This is a genomic window from Janthinobacterium lividum, from assembly GCF_011601275.1.
Classification (GTDB): Bacteria; Pseudomonadota; Gammaproteobacteria; order Burkholderiales; family Burkholderiaceae_D; genus Janthinobacterium; species Janthinobacterium lividum_E.
In genome coordinates, this window is the sequence record NZ_JAAOLY010000005.1 from 1 (window position 1) to 25,921 (window position 25,921).

General features: G+C 56.5%; 19 protein-coding genes and 3 pseudogenes. 19 read left to right on the plus strand and 3 right to left on the minus strand.

Annotated features, from left to right (window positions below; all coding sequences use genetic code 11):
* The 14 genes from GYK42_RS08995 to GYK42_RS09060 all read left to right on the plus strand — a co-directional run.
* The coding region (locus GYK42_RS08995) for an RHS repeat-associated core domain-containing protein (protein ID WP_277346580.1) at positions 1–2,960 on the plus strand (2,960 nt) is incomplete at its 5' end.
* The gene (locus GYK42_RS09000; RefSeq protein ID WP_166447220.1) at positions 2,957–3,355 is read left to right on the plus strand and encodes a hypothetical protein; all 399 of its coding nucleotides are present in this window, start codon (positions 2,957–2,959) and stop codon (positions 3,353–3,355) included. The genes GYK42_RS08995 and GYK42_RS09000, both read left to right, overlap by 4 nt.
* Before the next feature lie 496 nt (positions 3,356–3,851).
* Positions 3,852–4,391 (plus strand): hypothetical protein, encoded by a 540-nt coding sequence (locus GYK42_RS09005; RefSeq protein ID WP_166447221.1) that lies wholly within the window; start codon positions 3,852–3,854, stop codon positions 4,389–4,391.
* Positions 4,392–4,591: 200 nt separating this feature from the next.
* Entirely contained in the window at positions 4,592–4,927 is a 336-nt protein-coding gene (locus GYK42_RS09010; RefSeq protein WP_166447222.1) for a hypothetical protein, read from the plus strand.
* A 111-nt stretch (positions 4,928–5,038) separates the two neighbouring features.
* Entirely contained in the window at positions 5,039–7,309 is a 2,271-nt protein-coding gene (locus GYK42_RS09015) for a cohesin domain-containing protein (RefSeq protein ID WP_166447223.1), read from the plus strand.
* Positions 7,310–7,318: 9 nt separating this feature from the next.
* Complete coding sequence (locus tag GYK42_RS09020) at positions 7,319–7,810, plus strand: type II secretion system protein (protein WP_166447224.1); 492 nt, start codon at positions 7,319–7,321, stop codon at positions 7,808–7,810.
* Positions 7,804–8,187 carry a type II secretion system protein gene (locus GYK42_RS09025; RefSeq protein WP_205711335.1) on the plus strand — a complete coding sequence of 128 codons (384 nt, stop codon included), beginning with the start codon at positions 7,804–7,806 and terminating at the stop codon, positions 8,185–8,187. The genes GYK42_RS09020 and GYK42_RS09025 overlap by 7 nt, the downstream gene beginning before the upstream one ends.
* A complete protein-coding gene (locus tag GYK42_RS09030) occupies positions 8,174–8,638 on the plus strand; it encodes a type II secretion system protein (protein ID WP_166447225.1) in 465 nt (154 codons plus the stop codon). The genes GYK42_RS09025 and GYK42_RS09030 overlap by 14 nt, the downstream gene beginning before the upstream one ends.
* 51 nt (positions 8,639–8,689) lie before the next feature.
* A complete protein-coding gene (locus GYK42_RS09035) occupies positions 8,690–9,886 on the plus strand; it encodes a type II secretion system F family protein (protein WP_166447226.1) in 1,197 nt (398 codons plus the stop codon).
* 3 nt (positions 9,887–9,889) lie between these two features.
* Positions 9,890–11,584, plus strand: a complete 1,695-nt coding sequence (locus GYK42_RS09040; protein ID WP_166447227.1) for a GspE/PulE family protein — start codon at positions 9,890–9,892, stop codon at positions 11,582–11,584.
* On the plus strand, positions 11,577–12,392 hold the full coding sequence (locus tag GYK42_RS09045; protein WP_166447228.1) for a hypothetical protein: 816 nt from the start codon (positions 11,577–11,579) through the stop codon (positions 12,390–12,392). The genes GYK42_RS09040 and GYK42_RS09045 overlap by 8 nt, the downstream gene beginning before the upstream one ends.
* Positions 12,389–12,937 (plus strand): hypothetical protein, encoded by a 549-nt coding sequence (locus GYK42_RS09050; protein ID WP_166447229.1) that lies wholly within the window; start codon positions 12,389–12,391, stop codon positions 12,935–12,937. Before GYK42_RS09045 ends, GYK42_RS09050 begins: the two co-directional genes overlap by 4 nt.
* A gap of 105 nt (positions 12,938–13,042) precedes the next feature.
* Positions 13,043–13,378: a hypothetical protein gene (locus GYK42_RS09055; RefSeq protein ID WP_166447230.1), complete on the plus strand. Its 336-nt coding sequence runs from the start codon at positions 13,043–13,045 to the stop codon at positions 13,376–13,378.
* An 84-nt stretch (positions 13,379–13,462) separates the two neighbouring features.
* Positions 13,463–13,783 carry a hypothetical protein gene (locus GYK42_RS09060; RefSeq protein ID WP_166447231.1) on the plus strand — a complete coding sequence of 107 codons (321 nt, stop codon included), beginning with the start codon at positions 13,463–13,465 and terminating at the stop codon, positions 13,781–13,783.
* Positions 13,784–14,177: 394 nt separating this feature from the next.
* Here the strand turns inward: GYK42_RS09060 and GYK42_RS09065 are convergent, their stop codons facing one another.
* Positions 14,178–14,546 carry a hypothetical protein gene (locus GYK42_RS09065; RefSeq protein WP_166447232.1) on the minus strand — a complete coding sequence of 123 codons (369 nt, stop codon included), beginning with the start codon at positions 14,544–14,546 and terminating at the stop codon, positions 14,178–14,180.
* 643 nt (positions 14,547–15,189) lie between these two features.
* Here GYK42_RS09065 and GYK42_RS09070 point away from each other — a divergent pair.
* The 4 genes and pseudogenes from GYK42_RS09070 to GYK42_RS29245 all read left to right on the plus strand — a co-directional run.
* The gene (locus tag GYK42_RS09070; protein ID WP_166447233.1) at positions 15,190–18,573 is read left to right on the plus strand and encodes an FG-GAP-like repeat-containing protein; all 3,384 of its coding nucleotides are present in this window, start codon (positions 15,190–15,192) and stop codon (positions 18,571–18,573) included.
* A 1-nt stretch (position 18,574) separates the two neighbouring features.
* Positions 18,575–22,639 carry an RHS repeat domain-containing protein gene (locus tag GYK42_RS09075; RefSeq protein WP_166447234.1) on the plus strand — a complete coding sequence of 1,355 codons (4,065 nt, stop codon included), beginning with the start codon at positions 18,575–18,577 and terminating at the stop codon, positions 22,637–22,639.
* 8 nt (positions 22,640–22,647) lie between these two features.
* Positions 22,648–23,340 (plus strand): hypothetical protein, encoded by a 693-nt coding sequence (locus GYK42_RS09080; protein WP_166447235.1) that lies wholly within the window; start codon positions 22,648–22,650, stop codon positions 23,338–23,340.
* A gap of 480 nt (positions 23,341–23,820) precedes the next feature.
* Positions 23,821–24,228 (plus strand): annotated as a pseudogene (locus GYK42_RS29245) (Tn3 family transposase); the annotation flags it as partial.
* 357 nt (positions 24,229–24,585) lie between these two features.
* On the opposite strand, the pseudogene GYK42_RS09090 reads toward GYK42_RS29245, so the two are convergent.
* Positions 24,586–25,136, minus strand: a pseudogene (locus GYK42_RS09090) (IS66 family transposase); the annotation flags it as partial.
* A 109-nt stretch (positions 25,137–25,245) separates the two neighbouring features.
* Positions 25,246–25,548: a hypothetical protein gene (locus tag GYK42_RS09095; protein WP_166447236.1), complete on the minus strand. Its 303-nt coding sequence runs from the start codon at positions 25,546–25,548 to the stop codon at positions 25,246–25,248.
* 81 nt (positions 25,549–25,629) lie between these two features.
* On the opposite strand from GYK42_RS09095, the pseudogene GYK42_RS09100 reads away from it, so the two are divergent.
* A pseudogene (locus GYK42_RS09100) lies at positions 25,630–25,919 on the plus strand (DDE-type integrase/transposase/recombinase); the annotation flags it as partial.
* Between the last annotated feature and the right edge of the window lie 2 nt (positions 25,920–25,921).

The window sequence follows — 25,921 nt, forward strand, 5'->3', positions numbered from 1 at the left end:
ACGACCACGGACAGCAGCGCCTGGAAGAAAAGAATATCGATGGCAAGCTGGTGCGCGTGACGAATACGCTGGGCGCCCAGCTGGCACACCAGTACGATGCGTTCGGCAACCTGATCCAGACCCGCGACGCGATGCAAAACGTCATCAGCGTGAAATACGATATCCGCGGACGCAAGAAGGAAATGGTCGATCCGGATACGGGCTGGTGGCAGTACGACTACAACGCGCTGGGCGAACTGGTATGGCAGCAAAGCCCGAACCAGCGCGCGCTGAATCAAGCCACGACCCTGGAATACGATCTGCTGGGGCGCCTCATCAACCGTTCCGAGCCGGAATACGCCAGCTACTGGCGCTATGACCGCTACCTCGACGGCAGCGCCTGCAGCAAGGGCATCGGCAAGCTGTGCTCGAGCGGCAGCAGCAATGGCGTGAGCCGCAAGATCGCCTACGACAGCCTGGGACGGCCGGTCAATACGCGCACGGATGTGACCGGTGGACCCAGCTTTGCCAGCGGCGTGCGCTACGACGCGAATGGCCGCCTGGTCAGTCAGATCTATCCGACCGGCGTGCAGGTGGACTACCAATATACGCCGAAGGGCTTCCTGTCCTCGGCCACGCTGGCGCAGGCGGCCAGCATTACGCCGCTGCCGGGCGCGAATGGCGCGGCGACGGCACCGGCGACGAGCCGCCCGGCCGGCAGCCTGCTGTGGCAAGGCCAGTTCTATGATGCACGCGGCCAGGCGGAGCAGCAGTTCTATGGCAACAACGTCACGGTGCGCGCCGCCTTCGAACCGGTCACCGGACGCATCCGCGGCAATACGGCCGCCTTCACGGGTTCGTACGCAGCGATCCTGGATTACCAGTATGAATGGGACAGTTTGAACCACCTGCGCAAGCGCATCGATGCGAATGGCGACGGTGTCAGCGGTTCGGTGACGGACGATTACGGTTACGATCCGATCGGCCGCTTGAGCAGCTACAGCGTGTCGGCACCGGCGGTGCCGGGTCTGCAGCGCACGGTCAGTTTGCAATACAACGCGCTGGGCAGCGTGCTGTACAAGAGCGACGTCGGCACCTACAGCTATCCGGCATCGGGACCGGGCGTGGTGCGCCCGCATGCCTTGATGAGCGTCAGCGGCGCGGTACCGGCCAGCTATACCTATGACGCGAACGGCAACCTGACGGGTGCCAGCGCCGGCAGCTACCGCAAGATCAGCTACACCAGCTTTAACCTGCCAGACGGACAGAATGGACTGGAAGGACCGAACGGTTACCCGCGCTACAGCTGGCAGTACGATGAAAACCACCAGCGCGTGAAGGAAACCCGTGTCAGCAGCAACGGCACGCGCGTGACCTGGATGATGCACCCGGACAATGCTGGCGGCCTGGCTTTCGAGAGCGAACAGAATGGCGGCAGCATCAGCAACCGGCATTACCTGTCGATCGGCGGCGCCAGCCTGGGCGTGCTGGTGACAACAGGCAGCCTGCCGGCACTGGGCGCCGGGCAGATGGAGCCGTGGATACCGCCTAGCCTGGTGGTAGTGAAACTGGAATACTGGCACAAAGACATGCAGGGAAGCCTGGTCAGCACGACCGACCATAACGGCACGCTGACGGCACGCTACTCCTACGATCCATTCGGCAAGCGCCGCACGGCAAGTGGCAACTACGACGCCAGCGGCAAGCTGGTGTATGACTGGAACAATACCAGCAGCGGCACCGACCGCGGCTACACGGGCCACGAGCACCTGGACGACGTTGGCGTGATCCACATGAACGGGCGCCTCTTCGATCCGCGCCTGGGTATGTTCATGCAGGGCGATCCGTTCATCCAGGATCCGATGAATCTGCAGAACTACAACCGCTACGCGTATTGCTATAACAATCCGATGACGTGTACGGACCCGAGTGGCTACCTATTTAATGGATTGATTAAATTTGGACTGGTAGATAACCTGTGGAATAACCATATTAAGAAGTATGCACCAGTGATCGCTGCCGTGGCGATCAGTGTATATTTACCGGGAACTAATTTTTTAATTGGTTTGGCCGGGGAGGGGGCGATTGCACAGGCAGCCGTCACGGGATTCATTAGCGGTACGGTAGCGACAGGAAATGTAAAAGGGGGACTTCAAGGTGCCTTTACTGCCGGTATGTTTGCCGGGGCAGGGAATGTGATCGCGGGAGGGAATTTCTTCACCGGTGGAGCTGGGCAGGCATGGGGGTATGGCGCTAGCGTTGCCCTACATGGTGTCATTGGATGTGTCACTAGTGAAGCAACGGGCAGCAATTGCGGATCAGGAGCATTGAGCGCTGCTTTTAGCAAGGCCATGATTCCGGTAACGGGCCCTATGGTCAAGAGCGATCCCCTCGCCGGTCTAGCCATCAGCAGTGTCGTGGGCGGTACCGCATCAGTACTTGGCGGTGGTAAATTTGCCAACGGCGCAAGGACTGCCGCGTTTGGATATGCCTTTAATGCAATGTCTGCAGCATCCCGTGCTAGATTGATAGGCGCAGGTGGATTTCTAGGAGGAACAGCCGGGGGGGTAGTGGCTGGCGGTTGCGTTGTTGGAAGTGCAGGTATTTGTACAGTAGGCGCTCCCGCGATTGTTGGTCTAGGGATCGCTGGAGGGGCCACATTTGGCAACTTTATAGCCACATTAACAGATACATTAGATAACTGGATCTTTGGAGCAAGCAGCGGAGGGAGTGACGTCAAAACGCCGACACCTGAGGCTCCATATCCCAATAATCCTGACAACTCCGATTTTGATCGTATCAATGGCGGACAGGGTGCAAAGCTAAACCCTGAGGATGGCTCAGTTTGGGAGCGAGATAAGTCACAACATGGCAGTCGTGACGGTGATGGATCCCAATGGAAGCGATGGCCAGATAAACGATCCTGGGGAAAAGGTGAAACGCCAAATAGTATTTGGCCTGACGGGAGGATTCGAAAATGAGTAAAACGGATTGTATTATTGATTTTTCCGTGCTGTTTGAGCGAGTCCTGGGGTGTTGGCCGGAATCTATTGATGTCGGGCAGTTACGTGTAAATGGAAACCACCCTGATTTGTATGTTGTAATTGGCTTGGGAGATATGGGGGATTCGATAGTTGAAGATCTCAGCATTGAGACTGATGCTGTACTCGTGACTAGTCTTTGTGATGCCCTTACATCAACCATTCGTTCTGCTGCGCTATTCTGTACGGAAATTAGACCTGCATTATTGCGGCCAGATACCGTACGTGAAAACTTTGAGAAACGATTACATCGAGCCGTAAAGAATCCCGACCTAGGATGGAGTAATGATGATATTTTATTAATAAAGAGATACTTTGCAGTGAACGCACAATAGCAAAGCTGGCGGGCCACCTTCGGAAAGTGTTCAAGAAAATACATCGTACATTGCATTAGTATCAACATGGTCTAGCAAAACGCAGTTTGGCACGGCGTGGATACTGTTAGCGTTGCCTTGACGACAGGGCCGTACAACAGACCAGCAATGTATGAGAATGACGATCATGAGTACCCACCGCCCACCTGTTTTGAGATTGGCCAATAGCACATTTACGCGATCGATTACTGAATCGCCCACTGAACTGATAAGAAATTACTGAGAAATACTCTATAACCAAAAATAATGGATGAGGAGGGACGAAAAACATCAATGAATATTGCTCACCGAATTATCGTGGCGACCATCACTGAAATTAAATATGGATATCTATTTAATTGCCTCATATTATTTCAAGTATTCCCATAAATTTTCGGCTAAAATCATGAGCGACTTGAATTAGTCGCAAAGCGAACCAAAAACAGAAGTGACTGTCTTTTATGCTTTTCAAGAGTCAATGTATTTTTTAAAAAAACTTCCGCAATTTTACTTCTCCGCAAGCCAGCATTGGCCATGGCTGGCCGCCGGCGCCGTGCTGTGCTGCTCGGTCTGGCTGGCTTTTTTTGAATTGCCAACGCAGCGTACGGATAACAAGACTTCGGCAGTCAAGGTACGCACACTGGAAGCCCAGCTGCGCGCGCAAGCCGCTGATGCCGTGACGGCGCAGCAGAACCTGGCAGCAGAATTGGCCGGCTTCGACAGCCTGTCGCTAATGACGGCGGATTTGCAATCACTGGCCACGCAAAATGGCCTACTAATGTCGGATGCGAGCTTCAAGCCGGCCACCGACAGTCAAGCCGCCGCCGGGATCGGCCGGGTCGAGGTCAATACGCGCATCAAGGGCGCTTATTTGCCGTTGAAGAAAACCCTGGCAACGATGCTGGCCACGCATGGCGGATTGGCGCTGGACTCGCTATCGCTGCGGCGCGCGCGCGCCAGCGATAGCGTGATGGATATCGATGTGCGTTTCACCTACTTTTACCGGAAGTCAAGCTGATGGCGATATCGATGCCGAACTTGCCGGCCCGACGGCAAGTTCTATGGCTGGCAGCGCTACTCACGGCGGCCTTGTGCGGCTGGACTGCCTGGCACGAGCAGGAAAGCCTTGCCTTGGCCTCCGAAGAGACGGTGCCACGTCGACAAGCAGTCGCGACAGCTCCGCGAGCGCAAGGAATTAGCACTGGAGAGGCCGGCAGCTTGCTGGAACGTGACCCCCTGGTGGAATCCAAAACAGACTTGTTTCGTTTCATCAGTTTCCAGCCGCCCGCACCGAAAGCCTTGCCGCCACCGCCGCCACCACCGCCGCCAAAACCGAGCGCGCCGACCTTTCCCTATCAGTACTTCGGGCGCATGGTCGACGTCGATGGCAGGACGGTCACTTATTTAACGCGTGGCGACACACTTATTCCCATCCATGCACGCCAGTTGTTGGATAATACATACCGCATCGATGCCGTGACAGAAACGCAGATTGTCGTGACGTATGTGCCGCTGGAAGAAAAAATAGTGATCGCCGTGCAGACCGGTAAGTAAAAAAGCAAATAAAAGGCTGGCGCCAGCAAGGCGTTCATGCATAACAGGGAGTAGGCATTGCGTTACAAGGGACATTATTTGGGCTGGGCTGGCGCGGTTTGCAGTGCCGTCTTGCTGGCGGGATGCGGCACGCAGTATATACGCGACGATGCACAGCGCCAGATCGGCGCCGGCAAGTATGAGGATGCGCTGCAGGCCTATGATAAAGCCCTGCTAAACGATCCGGAAAGCGTGATTCTACGCACCGGCCAGCTTGCCGCGCGCGACACCATTCTGGCACGCTTGTTGACGGCGGCGACGGCGGCACGTTCGCGCGGCAATGAGACCCAGGCGAAGGAAATCCTGCAGCGCGCGCTAGCAATACAGCCCAACGAAGACAGGGCCAGGGCCATGTTGCTGGAAATCGAGCGCGACACGCGGCAAAAGGCTGCCGTGGCCAGCGCCCGCGAACTGATTGAGAAAGGCATGCGCGAGCGCGCCATGCTGGTGATCGAGGCTGCCCTGAAGGATACGCCAAGAAATACCGAATTGCTCGGCCTGCAGCGGCAACTGGAACTGGCCAGCAAGCAGTCCGAGCTGAGCGTCGCCCGGCTGGCTGAAACCCGCCCCATCTCGCTCGACTTCCGCGATGCCAACCTGCGCATGGTGCTCGAGGCGCTCACGCGCAACAGCGGCATCAATTTTGTGCTCGACAAGGACGTGCGCCAAGATTTGCGCACCACGATTTTTCTGCGGCAGACACGCCTCGACGATGCGCTGGAATTGCTGACCTCAACGAGTCAATTGACCTTCAAGGTGCTCGATGCATCGACTGTATTGATCTATCCGAAGACAGCGGAAAAAGCCAAGGAATACCAGGACCTGGTGATCCGCGCCTTCTATCTGTCCAGTGCGGACGTCAAGCAGACGGCCTTGCTGTTGAAGACCATGCTGAAGATACGCGAGCCGTTCATCGATGAAAAGCTGAACCTGATCATGGTACGCGAGACACCGGAAACGATACGCCTGGCCGAACGCCTGATCGCGCTACATGACTTGTCCGAGCCGGAAGTGATGATGGAAGTCGAGGTGCTGGAAATCAAGCGTTCCAGCCTGACCGAACTGGGCATCAAGTACCCGGACGGCTTCAACCTGACGCCCATCGCACCCGCCGGCTCGGACGGCTTTACATTAGGCAACCTGAAGAGCCTAAACCGCGATTCCATCGGCATCAATTTGCCCGATGTTCGCATCAACCTGCACCGCGACGTGGGCGACGTGAATATCCTGGCCAATCCCAAGATCCGCGCGCGCAACCGGGAAAAAGCCAAGATCCTGATCGGCGACAAACTGCCGGTGGTAACCACGACCGGCAGCTCGAATAACAACAGCTTTATTTCCGAATCGGTGCAGTATGTCGATGTCGGCCTGAAGCTTGACGTCGAGCCGAATATCTATCTGGACGACGAAGTGGCGATCAAGGTGGGACTGGAAGTGAGCTCGCTGGTGCGCGAGATCAAGACCGCTGCCGGTTCGCTGGTGTACCAGATTGGCACGCGTACCGCGAGTACGGTGCTGCGGCTGCGCGATGGCGAAACCCAGCTGCTGGCGGGGTTAATCAGCAACGAAGAGCGCATGAGCGCCAACCGCGTGCCGGGTATCGGCGACCTGCCACTGGTGGGCCGTCTCTTTTCTTCCCAGCGCGACGACGGCCAGCGCACGGAGATCGTGCTGTCGATCACACCACGCATCGTGCGCAATATCCGCAGGCCGGACCTGAATCAGGCCGAGTTCTGGTCGGGTACGGAAAACGACGTACGCAGCAGGCCGTTGACCCTGCCTGCCGTGGAAAAACCAGGCGCGGCCAAGGGCATGCCACCGGTGCCAGGCCTGCCAGGCGCGGTGCCGATGCCAATGGCTCCGGGTGCGCCGCAGGGCATAGCGCCAATGATGGTACCGCCGCAGGATGGAGGAGTGCCCGTACCAGCCGCACCGCAGGTGGCCCTCTCGCTAGTAGGGCCACAGGAGGTCAAGGCTGGCGACACGTTTACCGTGCATGTCAATGTGAAGGCTGCCACTGCCTTGCGTGGCATGCCGCTGAAGCTGCAATTTTCGCAGCAGAACCTGCAAGTGGTCGACGCGGATGAAGGCGCCTTTTTTACTCAGGATGGCGCCACGGCCAGCGCGAGCAAGTCGATGGAGCAAGTCAAGGGGCTGGCATCGATGGCCATCCTGCGCACCGGCGCCGCCGGCGTGAAAGGCGAGGGCACGATGATGAGCTTCAAGTTCAAGGCGCTTGCGGCGGGCCCTGCCGAGATTCGCGTGTTATCGGCCAAATCGATTTCCTCGACGCCGATCGACGCCGAGACGTTGCCCGCGCCGCTGCGCGTGATGGTCAAGTGAGCCCGTGTCATGCATAAACCGCGCAAATTTGCTCATCGCCTGCGCGCCGGCTATACCACTGTCGAGTTGCTCGTGGTGATGGCCGTGCTCGGCATCCTGGCCACGGCCGCCATGCCGCTGGTCGAGCTGACGGCGACCCGCAACAAGGAGCGCGAACTGAAGCAGTCCTTGTGGGAAATCCGCCGCGCCATCGACGGCTACAAACAGGCCTATGATGCAGGAAGGCTCGGCAAGAACGGCCAGGGGAGCGGCTATCCACCGTCGCTGTCAGTACTGGTGCAGGGCGTGCCAGACCTGGCGGCCGGCGGCCAGACGATGTACTTGCTGCGGCGCATCCCAAAGGATCCGTTCGCGCCTGCCGATGTGAAGGCGGAACTATCCTGGGGCTTGCGCAGCTACCTGTCTCCACCCGAGGAGCCGAAGGAGGGCGCGGACGTGTTTGACGTCTATTCCACCTCGGACAAGATCGGCATGAATGGCATCGCATACCGGCTATGGTGACGCGCCCCTTACAACGCGGCTTTACGCTGATCGAACTGCTGGTGGTGATGGCACTGATCGGCATGCTGCTGTCGCTGTCGGTGCCACGCTATTTCGGCAATGTCGACAAGGCCAAGGAATCGGTGCTGCGGCAAAACCTCGCGCAGACGCGTGACGCGATCGACAAATATTTTGGCGATAATGGCCGTTATCCCGATTCGCTAGACGAAATCGTCGTGCGCCGCTACCTGCGCAAGTTACCTGTCGACCCGATTACCGACCGCAGCGACAGCTGGGTCATTGTCGCGCCGGAAAAAAAGGACATGGGCGCCGTGTTCGACGTCAGGAGCGGTGCGGCGGGCCGCGCACGCGACGGGAGCGAGTATGCCTCGTGGTAACCAGCATGGCTTTACCTATGTCGCCATGCTATTCGCGCTGGCGATGTTCGGTATTGGCTTGGCCGCCGTCGGCGAAGCGTGGAGTACCGCGACACAGCGTGAGCGGGAGGAGGAGTTGATCCAGATCGGCCAGGCGTATGTACGCGCCATCGGTACCTATTACGCACAGGCGCCCGGGACGGCGAAATCGTACCCGCCTTCGTTGCAGGACCTGGTCGAGGACAGGCGCTTCGTTGGCGTGCGACGCCACTTGCGCAAGATTTACCTCGATCCGGTAGGCAAGGGTGCTGAATGGGGACTAGTGAGAGCAGCCGACGGCGGTATCGCTGGCGTCTACAGCCTGAGCGAAAAAGCGCCGTGGCGGCGGCAGCCGCTGTTCCTGCCAGGCGCCGCCCCGGTGATGGGTCAGCGCTACACCGACTGGAAATTTGTCTCCGTGGCAGTGCCATGAGGCGGTTCTCACCTAAGGCTGCCACTGCCTGTTAGAACGGACTGGATATTCATGCAATTTAAGATACGTACATTCCATGCCGCCAGCGGCGCCGTTGCCGAGCGCACGGTGGACGGCGAGGATGCTGCCGCCGTGACGCGCATGGTGGAACAGCAGGGCTATGCTGTATTGTCGGTCGCTACGCAGGGCACGCGCACCCGCACGCGCGGGGTTTCCGGCATCAGGGGTTTTAACCTAGTGCTGTTTTGTGACGAGCTGCGCACTTTGTTGTCTTCCGGCATGTCGCTGGTGGAGGCCATTGATACCTTGTGCACCAAGGATAACGATGATGCCAAGCGCACCGTGCTGTTGGAGATCAGGCAACTGCTGCTGGAGGGCAAGCCGCTGTCGTCGGCGCTGGAGTTGAATCGCATGGGTTTCCCCCCTCTGCTGATCGCCTCCATCCGTGCCAGCGAGCGTACCAGCCGGCTCGACGAGGCGCTGGAAGAATATGTGGCGTATGAAAAAGTTGGACAGGAACTCGGCCGCAAGGTGGTCAGCGCGGCGATCTACCCCAGCCTGGTAGTGGGCTTCGGCATGCTGGTGTGTCTGTTCATGATTTCTTATGTAGTGCCACGATTTGCCAAAGTGTATGACGATTTTTCGCAAAAACTAAGTTTTTCTACGGTTGTCCTGATGAAGGTGGGGCAGATCTCCAGCGATTACCTGGGCCTGATCCTTGCTGCGCTGGTGGGGCTGGTGGTGCTGGCGGTGATAGGCCACCGCAACGGCAAGCTGAAGATATTCCTGCTGCGCGCGTTGGGAAGTTTCAAGTTCGTCCAGCACTATTTACGCCTGTACCAGCTAGCGCGCATCTATCAAACCATGTCGATGCTGCTCAAGGGCGGCTATACGTTGAGCGATGCAATACCGCTGGCGCAAAACTTGGCCTTCGAAAAGAAACTCCAGGATCAGATACTGCGCGCGCGGGGCGTGATCCAGGAGGGTAAGCGCCTGTCGACTGCCTTTGCCGAGAACGGCTTAACTGACACGGTGACGGAGCGTCTGCTCCAGGTCGGCGAAAGATCCGGCAACCTGGCGCGTATCATGGACATTATTGCGCAGACTTATCGCCAGGAATTTACCGTATTCATCGACCGTGCGACCCGAGTCGCAGAACCTATCTTGCTGATGGCCGTCGGTATCATGATCGGTGCGATTATTATCTTGATGTACATGCCGGTGTTCGATCTGGCTGGAGGAATTTGATACATGAGCAGTGATTCTGCTTTATCCGGCATGCCGCCGTTAAATACCTTGCTGGCGCAGGCGCGGGCGCGCGCGCGCGACAGTGGTCTGGCACTAACTACTGAACTGGCGGCGCTGGCCGGCTGCGCAGTAGCCGATCTCGCCACTGCTGCGCCGACCCAGCTGGATATGGCGTATTACACGCAGGCAGCCATGCTCTCCTGCGCTCCGGAACTCTCGCTTCTGAGTTTCACGGACTGCGTCAAGCGCGTGATCTATCCGTTGCGGCTGGCGGATGGCGATAGTTTCGTCGTGGCCGATCCGTGGGATGACCACGCCTTGCAATGGCTGGCCAACAAACTCGGCGGCTATCCAGTCCTGGCTTGGGGCGACAAGACGGACATCCTGGCGGCGCTGGACCAGGCACAGCACCGTATCAAGGCATCGAGCAGTCTGTCGGCCGGTGCTCCGGAACTGCGCGACAACGTTGGCGACGCCGCTGGTAACGTGATTTCAATTGAAACCATCGAACGCAGCACCAGTCCCATCGTACGCTTTGTCGATGCCGCCATCTATGATGCCTGGAAGGCTGGCGCCAGCGATATCCATTTTGAATGCGACCGCAATGGCGTGAAGGTCAAGCTGCGTCTCGATGGCGTGCTGGTGCCGGCCTCCGAGTTGCCGGACCGGGTACGTGCTGAGGAAGTCATCTCGCGCATCAAGGTGCTGGCGCAGCTCGACATCGCCGAGCGCCGCGTGCCGCAAGACGGTCGGTTCCGCATCGAGCTGGGGTTGCGCGAACTGGACTTCAGGGTCTCCATCATGCCCAGCATTTTTGGTGAAGATGCCGTGGTGCGACTACTCGACAAGACGCAGTTAAGAGGCGACGCGCATGCCATTTCGCTTGCCAGCCTCGGCCTCGACACCGACGCCATCGAGCGCATCCGCCGCCTGGCGAAGAAGCCGCATGGCATGCTGCTGGTCACCGGACCGACGGGCAGCGGCAAGACCACGACGCTGTATGCGGCGCTGACGGAAATCCAGACTGGCCAGGAAAAGATCATTACCATCGAAGACCCGGTAGAGTATGAATTGCCGGGCGTATTGCAAATCCCGGTAAATGAAAAAAAGGGGCTGACTTTTTCCCAAGGCCTGCGCTCCATCCTGCGCCACGACCCAGACAAAATACTGGTGGGCGAGATCCGCGATGCCGAAACGGCCGAAATCGCCGTACAGGCGGCATTGACGGGCCATCTGGTGTTTACCACCGTGCATGCGAACAGCGTATTTGATGTGATCAGCCGTTTTGCGCACATGGATATCGACTTATATAGCCTCATGTCGGCGTTGAACGGCGTGGTGGCTCAACGCCTCATCCGCTCGAACTGCCCTATCTGCAGCGTGCCGGAAGCGGCAAGCCAGGAAATGATCGAACGGCTGAAAGTGACGACGCTGGATATCAGCGAACTGACGCTGAAAAGGGGGCGCGGCTGCGAGCATTGCCGCAATACCGGCTATAAGGGCCGGCACGCATTGGCCGAAGTACTGCCATTTGACGATACCCTGCGCACCATGATATTGAACCGCGCCGATGTCATCGAGATCAAACGCTATGCACTGAAACTCGGCGTGCGCCCGCTCTATGTACGCGCGATGGACCTGGTGGCCAGTGGTGCCACCACCATGGAAGAAATTGACCGCGTGGTGGCGCATGATTGATGCATACCATATTTACCTGAATGGCAGCGAGGCGATGCTGCGTCGCCAGACAGGATGGGGGCGATGGCGCCGTGTCGAAGAAATGGCTCGCTGGCAGTGGGAGGCTGGCATGCCGGCCAGCCTGAATTTCGGAGCGCTGGAACTACGCCAGCGCCGGTATGCGACGCTGGCGGTGCACCTCGGCTCGGCGCTGGGCAAGTTCATGATACTGGAACTGCCGGCCGGGCTGCAGAGCGAACAGGAGGAGCACGCCGCCGCGGAGGCGCAGATGCAGCATCAGCTGGGCCTGAACCCAGGGCAGTGGGAGTTCACGTTGGGCCCTTTGCCAGGGCGGAAAAAGGTAGTCGCCTGTGCGCTGCGCGCCGATATTGGGGCGAGGTTGCGCCAGCTGGCAAGTGAGCATGGCCTACGGCTGCTGTCTATGCGGCCCTATGTGGCCGGCGTATGGAATGCGATGCAATTGCGGCGTGGTCCGTCGGCCCCTGCCTTGCCCGACGACAGAGCCGTCATCATGATAGAACGTGACGCTTTCACGATCGTGATTGAAAAGGATGGTGCAATGGCGGCGATGAGCGCCATGACGCATCGCCGCGAACCCGATATGATCAACCGCGAGATACGGCGCATGGCGTATTCCCTGGGGGAGGATGCGCAGCAGCATATCCGCCTGGCAGTAGCGAGCGAACTCCTGCCACTGGCACAGTTGCATACCGAGAAAGTGCTGGAGCAGCATGACTATCTGCAGCCCGTCCTGTATGCCGATTTCCGTGACCTGCTGTTCCAGTCTCCTGTGCAGGTGACGCCATGATGCTGCAACTTGAATTCATTCGTCGCCGCCGCGTTCCGTGGCTGGGACTGTTCTGCATGGGCTGTGCATTGGCCTGGGGAGCAGTACTGCTGGCTGAATCGCTCGCCTTGCGTGAAGTGGCGATGCAGGATGCGCAACGCGCCGTTCAGCTGGAGCAAACTCTCAAGGACCGCCGTCTAGCCGCGCTGAAGTTGCAGGCCAAAAACGATCCGGAAACACTGCGCCGCCAAAAGGAACAGGAAAAAATCATTGCAGCCTTACGTTATCCATGGACGAGAGTGTTGTCGACAATTGAGCAGGCCGATTCCAATGACGTCGCCGTTTTATCGCTGTCGCATGAACAAGCGGGTGGCCAAACACAAATTACCCTTGAAGCGCTGGACAGCCAGGCGCTGGTGCATTTTGTCAATGCGCTCAATGAGGGGAACAGTACCAATTCTCCAGGAGAGAAAGTCGAGGGACAAGCGCAATGGTATATCACGAATTATCAGAGCCAGCGCCAGGACGGTCCGCAGACGGTGAAGGGTACTATCTTGAATAAATAGCTGCCAGCATGGTGGTTTACAAGCAAAAATTTTTACTAAAAATCATATTTTTATGATTCTACATTCTGATTTTTTGATATCATCATAAACAAATAGGAGATTGATATGCGTACGGTATCTCGGGTAGTTAATGTGATGTTTGTTTTTCTGGCGTTAACTTGCGGCTCCGCGCATGCAGAACGTCGCCAGATATTTTATTCCGTAGCATCAGGGCAACCAAGCTGGAAATTGGAAAATTACATGGCGGATGTAGTTGCAATCTGGAATACGCCTTCCTCTTGCAACAACGGATTTATTACCTTTCCAAGCAGTATGAGCGCCGCCGACAAAAATCGTTTTTATGCCACGTTGATGGCTGCAAAGACATCCAATGCCACGATGTTTATTTATTATGATGATGTTCCAGGTTCCTGCATGCTTGTGAGTTTCGGATTGTTGTGATGCTCGCACGTCCATACTGGTAGATTTTGATGCTCGTCGCTTTGTCGGCACAGTCGAGTCTTTTTTCAATAAAGAAAGCCATGTATGAAAATGAAAAATATCGCCAATCTAGTCTTTCTCTCGGCAACCCTTATCAGCACGACCGCAAACGCTGCATTTTGTGACGAAAATATTGCAACCCTGATCAGTCATTCAAACGGCAACGTTTATTTCACAACCGACAAAACTTGTCAGTACTGGTGCCAAATTTCTGGAAATCCGGCCTTCATAAAACAGACATATGCAATGATGATGACCGCGCAATTGACCAATAAAAAACTGGCGTTTGCGTGGAACGAATTAACTGCATGCAATGAAAAAAATAAAGTCTATGCCGTGCCTGATTTCGTGGTTGCAGCACCATGATAAATATATTGACAGCCAATGATTTCGCAGCAACCAGTGTCGCTTACCTGGAACGTTAGAAATGCTGTCGTGGCCGTTTTTTTCCGCGGTCATAGCGGTGTCAGTGGATAATTGGCTATCCGATGGCCAAGACCGCATCGGTCGATCATGCGCCAGTTACGTTCCAGTGACATTAACGATATCGGCAGGATAAGCTTCCCGCCCCGACAATACTCCAGAACTCTCACTCCATGCCGCTTGGAGCCAACTCTTTTGCAGGCGCGCTACGCAGAAAAGCCATTTTGCGCACTGGTTCCGTTTTTTATGCCTGGATAACAATGGGGCGGTCAAACGCGCCCACTATCTCAGAAGGTCATGCCTTGCGCAGACTATACGCCCCCTTTTTCTGCATTAATCAGCCTTCCGAGACGATGACCCAAGCAATCTGGCAAAAGCCGGCCACGCGGTTGCTATGGATCGTGACCGTCTTGTTCAATGCTTGTGCCATTAATAAAATACTTAAAATACCTTTGTAATTTGCATCGACCGCATTCAAGTAGCTCCAGGCTGGTGGAGATGCAATTTCGCTTGGACACGGTGGTGTGGTTGAAGACAGATATACGCGAAGGTCGAAATTTCCGGCCCCGCCGGCGCCCCCTACAGCCTCGATTTGTGCGATCTTCCCGCTAGTAACGCCATCCCAGGCAGTTGCCTGCACGCTGGCAAAGAAAAACAACATGGCGCAAAAAAAATTCTTCATGACGATCCTTGGACGTACATTCATTTAAATTTCCTGCATGAAATATACTATTTTCTTACCACTGTGGCTACTATTTTTAGCCCCTCATTGCTAATTTTATCCAGTACTGTCAGCCCGGACTCACGCACATCAGCTAGCTCGCGATCACGTAGAGCAGTTTTTTGAACCGCATGGCTATTTCGCCGATTGCCTTACCTCCCTTTGATCGATATACGGGGAAATGTTTGTCGCTTCTATTCGCCGTTTTCCAAAATTCGATGCGCGTGGTGGTAATGGCCACGCGTCAACACAATCGCGTTGGATGCAAACACCTGGCCGCTAGCAGTAGAAGTGCATGCAACGTACTCTTTTAATTCTCGCTGTAGTCCTTGTTGCCCCTGTTACTGACACCCCGTGTAAGTAACCCATTAGACGCGATGGCGGCTGTCCGTGCTATCTATTTCCTTACATTTTATGCAGCAGAGTGCAAGTTTTAAATTTTTCATTTTTTTGATATTTAGTTTGCAATTTTTTACTTGCTATGGCGTAATATTTGAAAAATGACTGTTTCATAAAAATCGACTATTGCATCGGCTGATGTCCGCCACTGAACGGAGTCGATTTGAAAAGCTGTTTCCGATTCTTGTTGTGCCTCGGAAAACTCAGTTCTGCTACGGAGAATTCATTGATGACATTGCGCACCATCGGTAACAAACGACTTGCCGGGTTCCTGGAACGGTTGATTTGCGCCGCCTTCTTGAGTGTTAGCGTAGGCGCGCATGCGCAAGGCGTCAGCGTATCGAATAGCGGCACGCCAAGCTACACGATTCCGATTGCCGTGCCGCCGGGAATCGGTGGCATGACGCCGAATATCGGTCTGCTGTATAGCGCCAGTGGCATCAATGGTCCAGTCGGCCTTGGCTGGAGCGTGCAGGGCATCTCCCTCATTACCCGCTGTGCCGGCAACAAGCGCATCGATGGCGTGGCGCGCAGTGTCGAGTATGGCAGCAACGATAAATTGTGCCTCGATGGCCAGCGCCTGATCCAGACCGATGTCTCCGGCAATCCTGTTGCGAACCAACAGAGCGACAGCCTCGGCGGCAGTGGCATGGTGCGCGAGTATCGCACCGACAAGGATATCTATGCGCGCATTCGCGCCTATGGCGCAAGCGGTGATCCCGCCAACGGACCGTCTTATTTCAAGGTGTGGACCAAGAGCGGCCAGATCTACGAATATGGTGATATGGCGGGCAATGCTGCCATCAATGTGAGCAACAAGGGAACCATCACAGCGTGGGCCGTTAGCCGCATCAGCGACACGCTGGGCAACTACATGGATTTCCGCTATGAACAGCGCGACGTCGCCTGGGGCAGCGGCCCCGCAGTCGGCAACGCGACACTGGGCCACGAGTGGCGCCTGAAAGAAATCCTCTACACGGGAACGGCGGCGCAACAGCCGGCCAACCGCGTTGTATTCGAATATACGGAACGCCCCGACATGGTACGCGGCACGCTGCAGGACCGCTCCGAAGCCTATCACCAAGGCGGCAAGAACGTCAGCATCTGGCTGCTCGACAAGGTGTCGACGTATATCAACTGGCCCGGGAATGTATCCGCCAAGCCGTCCAATACAGTGCATGTCAAGTCGGTCAAGCTTGACTACGACAACGGTCCAGTGACCTTGCGCAGCCGGCTGGTCAAGGTGCGCGAATGCGCGGACATCAATCTCGGCAAGTGTCTGCCAGCCACTATCTTCAGCTATTCGCCGGGCGGCGGATTGAGCTACACACCCAACACGGCGTTCAAAAATACCGAATTGTCGACCATCGTCATGACCAGCTTAACAGGAAATTATGGCGTCCTGACGGGTAACTTCTTCGGCAATGGCCGTACCAGCATTCTGCGCTGGTCGGATGTACCCGGTGAAAACCGGCTGTTCCGCAGCGACGGCGATGGTGGCTTTACTGCCATTTCAAACGGTACGGGAGCAGGGCAGTTCAACATCACCAATCAGAACCTCTTCAAGAGCGATGGTTGTTATACGTCCACCGCCATCGATTTTAATGGCGATGGATTGACCGATATTCTGCGTGCTCGCGGCGATAGAACCAGTGGTTGCGGTACCGTACCGAGCATCTTGTATCTCTCCAATGGCGATGGGTCATTCAATGCAAGCACCATCACCGGTATTGAAATGATGAAAATACCGTCTGCGACCATGGATCGTTTTGATTGTTCTGGGCCGCATGATCCTTCCCTATCATGCGAAGAATACGGGAAATATATCGGTGTATCGCGCAATCTCGGGCAAACCTATTATCTGATGGATGTGAATAATGATGGCCTGTTGGACATTGTTACCGCCATACTTCCGGAGTTCACCACGACACTAAATCCTCCCAGCGATGCGGCACTGTGTGCCAGCCTTGTTTGTAACCGGATTTTTCTAGGGCAAACCAATGGAACTTTCAGTGAGCTTCAGGCGAGCAATATCACGCATGTTTCTCTGTATGGCGAACCCCAGCAATCTTTTGGTTATGGCGGCAACACTTCCTATATCGCCGACGTCAATGGCGACGGGCTGACTGATTTTGTCGTAAAAAGTGGCATCTGGTTGTCCCGTGGCGATGGCAATTTCGACTATGATCCGGCCCATCAGGCGGTAGCAGCATGCGATTACCCAATGGATTTCAATGGCGATGGACGTTTCGATTGCATTAATCCTGCCGCGAGTGGTGCATACCAGACATTGATGGTGGCTGACGGCACCTACATACAGAGAAAAGCTGGCAACTTCAATTTGGATTCTGTCGATGCGGGATTGCAGAAGCAAGATATGTACGGCCGCGCTATAAGCGGGATGCAGGTAGCTGATTTCAATGGCGATGGCCGCGCCGATATCCTGCACTGGCGCGACGATCCGTCGCAGAACCGCATCTATCTGAGCAATGGCGACGGCACCTTCAGCGCCGGTGCCTTTAACTTGACCAGTGCCAACGACCAGCTGCAAAAGAGCGACGGCAGCGCGCGCTTTGTGCTGGGCGACTTCAGCGGGCGCGGCGCCGTCGAAATCCTGCGCCTGAAGGCCTCGCCGTCCTCGGCGAACGACGCCAGCCGCAATGTCCTGTATGCCAAGGTCGACCCGATGCCACCCGACCAGCTGATGTCGGTGCGTACCGGCAATGGCATCAGCACCACGCTGAACTGGGTGCCGCTGACCAGCCCGAACACCGGCAGCCTGGGCCCGCGCTACAAGAGCGACCGCGGTACCCCTGACGCGGCCGTCTATCCCATGGTCGATGTGCTCACGCCGACCTATGTCGTCGCCACCGTGACGGCCAATGCCGGCTTTGGCGGTACCCTGCAAAAGACCGAGTATGCCTACACCGGCATGAAGATGGCCTACGATGGCCGCGGCTGGCTGGGATTTCGCAGCAACGCGACCCAGCATACCGCGCCCAATGACGAGTACCTGACCGTCACCACGCAGAACATCCAGAATGGCCCCAATCCGGGGCCGGCCAGCATGAGCGAAACGCGCCGTGGCGCCCTGGATCAGCCCTCCGCGCCACTGCTCAGCCGCAGTACCTTTATCTATTGCGATAAAACAGCGGCGGCCGGCGCGCAGGAGGCAGCCACCGCCGGCGCCCCATGCGCCACCAGCGCCAAGGTGCAGCGTCCTTACCTGTATCAAAGCAAGGAAGAGGGCTGGGACCTCGAAGGCGTGGCACTGCCGACGGTGACGACCACCAACACCTTCAACAACAGCGGCGACGCGCGCGAGATCCTGACGGTCACCAGCAGCACCTCCGGCCCGGCGCAAAGCAGCAGCAAGCGCACGACGAATGACTATCTTGCCGATAACACCAGCGGCGACAGCTGGATCCTCGGGCGCCTGAAAACGGCCACAGTCCTGAGTGATGTCAGCGGCAGTTCAAGCCTGCTGCCGACCGTGTCGGCTGGTGCGCCAACGTCGGGCTCGGGCACCGATCCGGGCGTCACGCCGATCCAGCCGGCGGTCAATCCTGCTGCGCTGATGGCCATCATCAACCTGCTGCTGGGAGACGACTGAGATGGCCGCCAACATCAGCGCACATCCGACGGCCGGCACGGCCCAGTTCAACTATTCTCTGTCGGGCATGGCAAGGACCGCAATGCGACAATTGACTTGCTGGCTGATCGCGCTGTGCGCCTTTGGCACCACCCTGGCGCAGGCGCAGACGCCGGCCAATCCGCTGGCCTACAGCCGTTCCAGCGCCTTCGAATATGACCCGGCAACAGGGCTGCTGACCAAAGAAATCGTCGAGCCGGGCACGCTGTCCTGCGTCACCACCAGCTATGCCTACGATGCCTACGGCAACCGCACCAGCGCCACCACCACCGACTGCGGCTCCGGCGGGCGCGCCGCGTTCCTCAGCCGCAGCAGCGGCAGCACGTATGCCGCCAGCACGGTCACACTGGCGGGCATCGGCAACGTCAGCATCCCGGCAGGTGCCTTTCCCAGCACATCGACGAATGCCCTGGGACATGCGGAGAGCAAGGAATACGATCCGCGCTTTGGCACACTGACCGCGCTGACGGGGCCCAATGCCCTGACGACGCGCCTGCAGGTCGATGATTTCGGCCGCACCGTGCGCGAAACGCGCGCCGATGGCGGCAGCACCATTACCGCCTATTGCTATTTGCCGGACCGTGAGATTGCCGACACCAGTTCGAACAGCGCGCACTGTCCGGCACCGCCGCGTGCCGAATGGACACCCGAGGCAATCAGCTTTGTCCACGTCGAGCCGCGCAACAGCGCCGACGCGAAGAGCGGACCGTTTTCGCGCGTGTACATGGACGCCGCCGGGCGCAAGGTGCGCACGGTTACGGAAGCCTACGATGGCGCCGCCCAGCCGGGCGGCACCGGGCGCCTGATCGTGCAGGACACTGATTACAACACACAGGGCGTGGCGGTAATCAGCACCCAGCCGTACTTCCTCGATTCGCAGTCCTCGAGCAGCACTGGCAGCGGCGACTATGGCATGAGCATGAATATCTACGATGCGCTGGGGCGTGTCGTACGCGTGTATACCAGCGATCCGCTGGGCAAGCACGGCAGCGTGCAGTTCGGTACGCGCCGCGCCATGAACGCGGCAAAAAACATCATCTTCTACAAGGGCTTGACGGTCACCTACGAGAACGACCACGGACAGCAGCGCCTGGAAGAAAAGAATATCGATGGCAAGCTGGTGCGCGTGACGAATACGCTGGGCGCCCAGCTGGCACACCAGTACGATGCGTTCGGCAACCTGATCCAGACCCGCGATGCGATGCAGAACGTCATCAGCGTGAAATACGATATCCGCGGGCGCAAGAAGGAAATCGTCGATCCGGATACGGGCTGGTGGCAGTACGACTACAACGCGCTGGGTGAACTGGTATGGCAGCAAAGCCCGAACCAGCGCGCGCTGAATCAAGCCACGACCCTGGAATACGACCTGCTGGGGCGCCTCATCAACCGTTCCGAGCCGGAATACGCCAGCTACTGGCGCTATGACCGCTACCTCGACGGCAGCGCCTGCAGCAAGGGCATCGGCAAGCTGTGCTCGAGCGGCAGCAGCAATGGCGTGAGCCGCAAGATCGCCTACGACAGCCTGGGACGGCCGGTCAATACGCGCACGGATGTGACCGGTGGACCCAGCTTTGCCAGCGGCGTGCGCTACGACGCGAATGGCCGCCTGGTGAGCCAGATCTATCCGACCGGCGTGCAGGTGGACTACCAATATACGCCGAAGGGCTTCCTGTCCTCGGCCACGCTGGCGCAGGCGGCCAGCATTACGCCGCTGCCGGGCGCGAATGGCGCGGCGACGGCACCGGCGACGAGCCGCCCGGCCGGCAGCCTGCTGTGGCAAGGCCAGTTCTATGATGCGCGCGGCCAGGCGGAGCAGCAGTTCTATGGCAACAACGTCACGGTGCGCGCCGCCTTCGAACCGGTCACCGGACGCATCCGCGGCAATACCGCCGCCTTCACGGGTTCGTACGCAGCGATCCTGGATTACCAGTATGAATGGGACAGTTTGAACCACCTGCGCAAGCGCATCGATGCGAATGGCGATGGTGTCAGCGGTTCGGTGACGGACGATTACGGTTACGATCCGATCGGCCGCTTGAGTAGCTACAGTGTGTCGGCACCGGCCGTGCCGGGGCTGCAGCGCACGGTCAGTTTGCAATACAACGCGCTGGGCAGCGTGCTGTACAAGAGCGACGTCGGCACCTACAGCTATCCGGCATCGGGACCGGGCGTGGTGCGCCCGCATGCCTTGATGAGCGTCAGCGGCGCGGTACCGGCCAGCTATACCTATGACGCGAACGGCAACCTGACGGGTGCCAGCGCCGGCAGCTACCGCAAGATCAGCTACACCAGCTTTAACCTGCCAGACGGACAGAATGGCCTGGAAGGACCGAACGGTTACCCGCGCTACAGCTGGCAGTACGATGAAAACCACCAGCGCGTGAAGGAAACCCGTGTCGGCAGCAATGGCACGCGCGTGACCTGGATGATGCACCCGGACAATGCCGGCGGCCTGGCCTTCGAGAGCGAGCAGAACGGCAGCAGCATCAGCAACCGGCATTACCTGTCGATCGGCGGCGCCAGCCTGGGCGTGCTGGTGACAACAGGCAGCCTGCCGGCACTGGGCGCCGGGCAGATGGAGCCGTGGATACCGCCTAGCTTGGTGATCGTGAAACTGGAATACTGGCACAAGGACCTGCAGGGAAGCCTGGTCAGCACGACCGACCATAACGGCACGCTGACGGCACGCTACTCCTACGATCCGTTCGGCAAGCGCCGTACGGCCGGCGGCAACTACGACGCCAGCGGCAAGCTGGTGTATGACTGGAACAATACCAGCAGCGGCACCGACCGCGGCTACACGGGCCACGAGCACCTGGACGACGTCGGTGTGATCCACATGAACGGGCGCATCTTCGATCCGCGCCTGGGCATGTTCATGCAGGGCGATCCGTTCATCCAGGATCCGATGAACCTGCAGAACTACAACCGTTACGCGTATTGCTATAACAATCCGATGACCTGCGTCGATCCGACAGGATATTGGAGTTTAGGAAAATTACTAAATCCATTTAGCCTTATCCGCCGTATTGCACGTAGTCCAATTGGAAATAAACTGGGCTCAATTGCAATTAGTATTGCCTCGGTGATCTTCTGCGAAGGCAGCGCTGCAGCTTGCAATGGGGCTGGGCAAGCTGTTTGGGCGGGATTTTCTGGTCAGTCGCTCTCAAGTTCTGTTCGTACTGGATTTGTAAGTGGCGCCACCACCTATGCCATGTCTGCTGTAGGAGAAACCTGGACTGGAGGAGGCGTTGATGGAGCCACAGACTATTCTAAATTTATGAATACGATGGGAAGTGCAGCGGTGAGCTGCGGCTCAGCAGTGGCAAGTGGAGGCAATTGTGCCAGTGCCGCATTGGCAGGTGGATTCTCGGCTGCGTGGGGTAATTATGGTTTAGGATACGCTCCTGGAAACGCCGCGTCGACAATTATCAAAAACACCATTGTTGCCGCTTCAATAGGAGGGATGGGATCGGTTATAGGCGGTGGAAAATTTTTGAGTGGAGCGCAAACTGGGGCATTTTCCTATTTGTTTGCACAGTTTGCTAGGGAATTTAGAGATGGCTACGGAAGCTTTTCCATTATTAAAGGTGGGCAACTAAACGGAGCAGATGGTAAAGCCTTATTTGACTCGAGAATATCGCAACTCGAAGCTGACGGAACCTTACCAAAGCAAAATTATTTTATGCGCATGTTCTTCCCCAATTTTACTTTTTTTGAAACCTATGGAGTATTGCTGGACAATAGAGTTCGCCAATTTCTTAGTCTTGATGCCGCCCAGCAATTTTCCATAAAAACTGGCGGAATTGTTGTTGGAGGAGCGACAACAGATAATTTCAGCAGAATATATCTAACCGCCACATCTAAAGCGATCATCCCAGGATTAGGAAGGACAGATTCTGCAGAAACTATGGATTTTGTCATAATGCATGAATTCGGACATCAAGGACAAGGGGGCGGCTGCATCGGGAACGAAAAATGCGCAGACGATTATGCGTTGAAAAAATTAAATCCAAACAGGTAAATAAGTTTATGAATTTCAAACTTTTTTTCATTTTTGTGGCACTTTTCACTTTGCCAATCGACTCCTCTTCCGAGGAATTAATTAATGTGGGGAGTGCGTCAAGCTCTATATCTCTTAATGAGGCAGTTGCAAGATCGAAAATTGTTGCAAAAATTCAGATATTGTCTATTCATCCAGTTTTGAACAGTAATTCCAAGGATGAAATCCCTTGCGGATTCTCATATCATGCAAAGGTTACTCAATCTTTGAAGGGTGCTGAAAAATATATTAATTTCTTCATGCCGCTAAAAAATGATTCAATTTTTATCGACAACAATTATTTGGTTTTTTTAAAATACAGAAGTGAAGAAGATGCTCGCCAAATTTTTTCACTCATTTCTGATGGAATGTCCAACTCAGAAAGCTACGCCGTGAAATGCCGATTTCCTCCTGGATATTACATCTCAATAGATCCTTCTCTCATCATTCCATTTGACTCTGAAGCAAGTAGACAATTTGGTGGCGAGTGGCTTACATCAAAACCTGGCATAATATTCTGTGAAACCAAAATAAACTCGAACACCGATGACGAAAAATTTTCGAAAAGAAAAAAATCTGGCCATACTGTAATTAATTGGAATGAGGTCTCAGGGCTTATACAAAAATCAAAAAGGAAATTTAATTTTTTCAACAAATATTATATTGACGAATGCGTAAATTGACTTGCAAAAATTATTCCCCATGAATTGTCTATTTATATTTTTATTATTTTCACATCATTAAAAGCATGCCCAAGCTATGCCGCTTGCAATAGCGATATCGCTGCCATAAGAAAATTTCACTGTTTTAAAGGGTATATCAAGACTCGACGCTTAGTCTATTTCCAAAGTTCAGGATATGCATCTGCAGTTACCACGAGGGCCGCAGCGATGCTTGCCAGCATGCGAATGCAGGGCGGCGTCGCCGTACAGGATCGGCGACGGCATGTTGCCTCGCAGAGAGCATGCCGGATGTGGCGATTATTCTGCTCAAGGCTATCGTTGCCTGATAATTGTTTATCACGGAAGGGCAGGGACATCCGATGCGTTGTTTTGCGTTCTGCAGCGGTTTGCCGAGCGCCTGCGGCGGTATAGGGGTTTGAGATGCAGTGGAACGTAAAACACGGTTAAGCCATTGGCTAAGCTTAGCCGAGCCTCTCCCCCGGCATCATGCGCACGCTCCAGGTCGGCGAGCACCCGACCGGGCTGGTCCAGGTCATCGCCGTATTTGGCCCCATCGACAAGACGCTGCACACACTGACCTATATCGATAACGAAGCTAAGTGCCGGGGCACGCTGACTCAGCTTAACCTTGGCGAGAGGCGGCACTCGTTGCGCTCAGCCGGATGATCAACATGATCGTGCTGTGGAACACCAGCCACCAGCTACATGGGGCCTTCATTGAACCAACTGTGGGCGGACGGTTTCGAGGTAAGGAATGAGGACGTGGCCAGGCTGTCGCTGCTGCTGCATGAGTACATCAACATGCTGGGCCGGTATTCGTGTTCGGTGCCGAATGCGGTGGATAAGGGCGAGTTATGGCTGTTACTCGACCCAGCGAGCGATGAATAGTTCCGCGAGCCTGGCTTAACTGTATTTTACGTTCTTATCGAAAGGATATCGTTACACGAAGTAAACATACCCCGTGGCGACGGCGGCCCCTGTTTCGCCTGGTTCTGATTTTTCACACTACTTTGATTGGCGTCACATAATACCGCCGCCTCTCAGAGCGCCCCTGTTAGGAGCGTGCATGCTTTCCACACCAACCATTGCGCTGTATCGAGCCGGCAGTGCAGGCCAACCTCTCAACCACTGTATCTCCTTGACAATGGTGTTCGGGAAGGACGTAAGCGTAAAACCAGCGCCGTCTTGAACCGGGTGTTGATTTGCTAGATGATGGCATCAGACCGCTAGGAAGCGGCGTGTTGTTTAAGCTGAGGGGAGCTGTGCGGTACAGTTCCAGGGCAGGAAGTCGCTAAACCGGTTGACCGGATGGTCTGCGATATTTGCCAGTACATGGCGCATCCAGGTTTCATGGTTAACACCGCACAGCTTGGCGGTGCCGATCAGCGAGTAGATCGCGGCCGCCCGTTCGCCACCGCTGTTGACGCCGACGAACAAGTAGTTGCGCCGGCCGATGGCGATACGGCGCAGCGCCCGTTCAGCGGCCGAGTTATCGATCTCGATGGGCCGTTGTTGCAGTAGCGCGTCAGCGCCGGCCACAGGTTCAGGGCATACAGGATGGCCTCCGCCGTGGCCGACTTGCGCGACAGCTTTTCAAGCGTGGCGCGTAGCAAGCTGCCGAAGTCGTCGAGCAATGGTCGTGATCGTTGCTCGCGCACCTGCTGTCGTTCATGCGGCGGTTTGCCGCGTATCTCGGCCTCGATCACATACAGCTCGGCGATGCGGCGCACCGCCTCGGTTGTAATGGCCGATGCTCTAGCTGTATGCAGATCGTGGAACTTGCGGTGCGCATGAGCGGGTCTTCGTCCCGAGCCGTTTGCACCCTGGCCGCCAAGCCATTGAAGCCAGAGTGCATGTCGGTCACCCCGGCTGTAATCCAAAGGCGCGTGCCCGCTGGCAAGCCGATTATAGCCGCAGGCTTTGCAAGACGAGCTGGAGCAGCGCGGCGTCGATGCCGGCATGCAGACGCACGACGGCATCGCCAATAATGATTTCGATCATGCCGCTTGGCTCAGCCGTGTGCGGGACCGGCGGCGCCATCGCGATCGGCTTGAGCAGCACCGGCATCTTGACCGACGCGACCGGCTCGAACAAATCAGCACGCAAGTCACGGCGCCACTTGAATAGCATAATGGCGAGACGCCGTTTGAAGTCAGCTGGATAGTTGGGGCGGCCTTTGCAGTTGCCTGCCGTTTTATCTGTATCCAAAGTGATTCCCAAAAAAAGTGACGGGAACTACTTTTGGGTATGTGGACTTTTAAAGGTAGACGGCTGTGGGAAGACGCCTACGGCTACGCGATGGACGAGCGCATGACGCAAGCGCTGACGGCAACGGCGTTGTGGAAGACCGTGCGCAACAAGCGCCCCGCGCCGGGCCTGATTCACCGTTCCGACCGTGGCGCCCAGTACTGTGCCCATGGCTATCAAAAACGGGTGGCACAGTTCGGCATGCAGCCGACCATATCGCGCGGGGGAAACTGCTACGAAAATTGCCCATGGAGAGCTTCTGGGGCAGCCTGAAAAACGATCTGCTGCACCATCAACGTTACGCGACCCGGGCGGACGCGAAAGGCGCAATACT

Excerpts from the sequence above, each read along its gene's own strand:
- GYK42_RS09000 (WP_166447220.1), top strand. The coding sequence starts at position 2,957 with ATGAGTAAAACGGATTGTATTATTGATTTTTCCGTGCTGTTTGAGCGA.
- GYK42_RS09005 (WP_166447221.1), top strand. The coding sequence starts at position 3,852 with ATGTATTTTTTAAAAAAACTTCCGCAATTTTACTTCTCCGCAAGCCAG.
- GYK42_RS09020 (WP_166447224.1), top strand. The coding sequence starts at position 7,319 with ATGCATAAACCGCGCAAATTTGCTCATCGCCTGCGCGCCGGCTATACC.
- GYK42_RS09025 (WP_205711335.1), top strand. The coding sequence starts at position 7,804 with ATGGTGACGCGCCCCTTACAACGCGGCTTTACGCTGATCGAACTGCTG.
- GYK42_RS09030 (WP_166447225.1), top strand. The coding sequence starts at position 8,174 with ATGCCTCGTGGTAACCAGCATGGCTTTACCTATGTCGCCATGCTATTC.
- GYK42_RS09035 (WP_166447226.1), top strand. The coding sequence starts at position 8,690 with ATGCAATTTAAGATACGTACATTCCATGCCGCCAGCGGCGCCGTTGCC.
- GYK42_RS09040 (WP_166447227.1), top strand. The coding sequence starts at position 9,890 with ATGAGCAGTGATTCTGCTTTATCCGGCATGCCGCCGTTAAATACCTTG.
- GYK42_RS09045 (WP_166447228.1), top strand. The coding sequence starts at position 11,577 with ATGATTGATGCATACCATATTTACCTGAATGGCAGCGAGGCGATGCTG.
- GYK42_RS09050 (WP_166447229.1), top strand. The coding sequence starts at position 12,389 with ATGATGCTGCAACTTGAATTCATTCGTCGCCGCCGCGTTCCGTGGCTG.
- GYK42_RS09055 (WP_166447230.1), top strand. The coding sequence starts at position 13,043 with ATGCGTACGGTATCTCGGGTAGTTAATGTGATGTTTGTTTTTCTGGCG.
- GYK42_RS09060 (WP_166447231.1), top strand. The coding sequence starts at position 13,463 with ATGAAAATGAAAAATATCGCCAATCTAGTCTTTCTCTCGGCAACCCTT.
- GYK42_RS09065 (WP_166447232.1), bottom strand. The coding sequence starts at position 14,546 with ATGAATGTACGTCCAAGGATCGTCATGAAGAATTTTTTTTGCGCCATG.
- GYK42_RS09070 (WP_166447233.1), top strand. The coding sequence starts at position 15,190 with ATGACATTGCGCACCATCGGTAACAAACGACTTGCCGGGTTCCTGGAA.
- GYK42_RS09075 (WP_166447234.1), top strand. The coding sequence starts at position 18,575 with ATGGCCGCCAACATCAGCGCACATCCGACGGCCGGCACGGCCCAGTTC.
- GYK42_RS09080 (WP_166447235.1), top strand. The coding sequence starts at position 22,648 with ATGAATTTCAAACTTTTTTTCATTTTTGTGGCACTTTTCACTTTGCCA.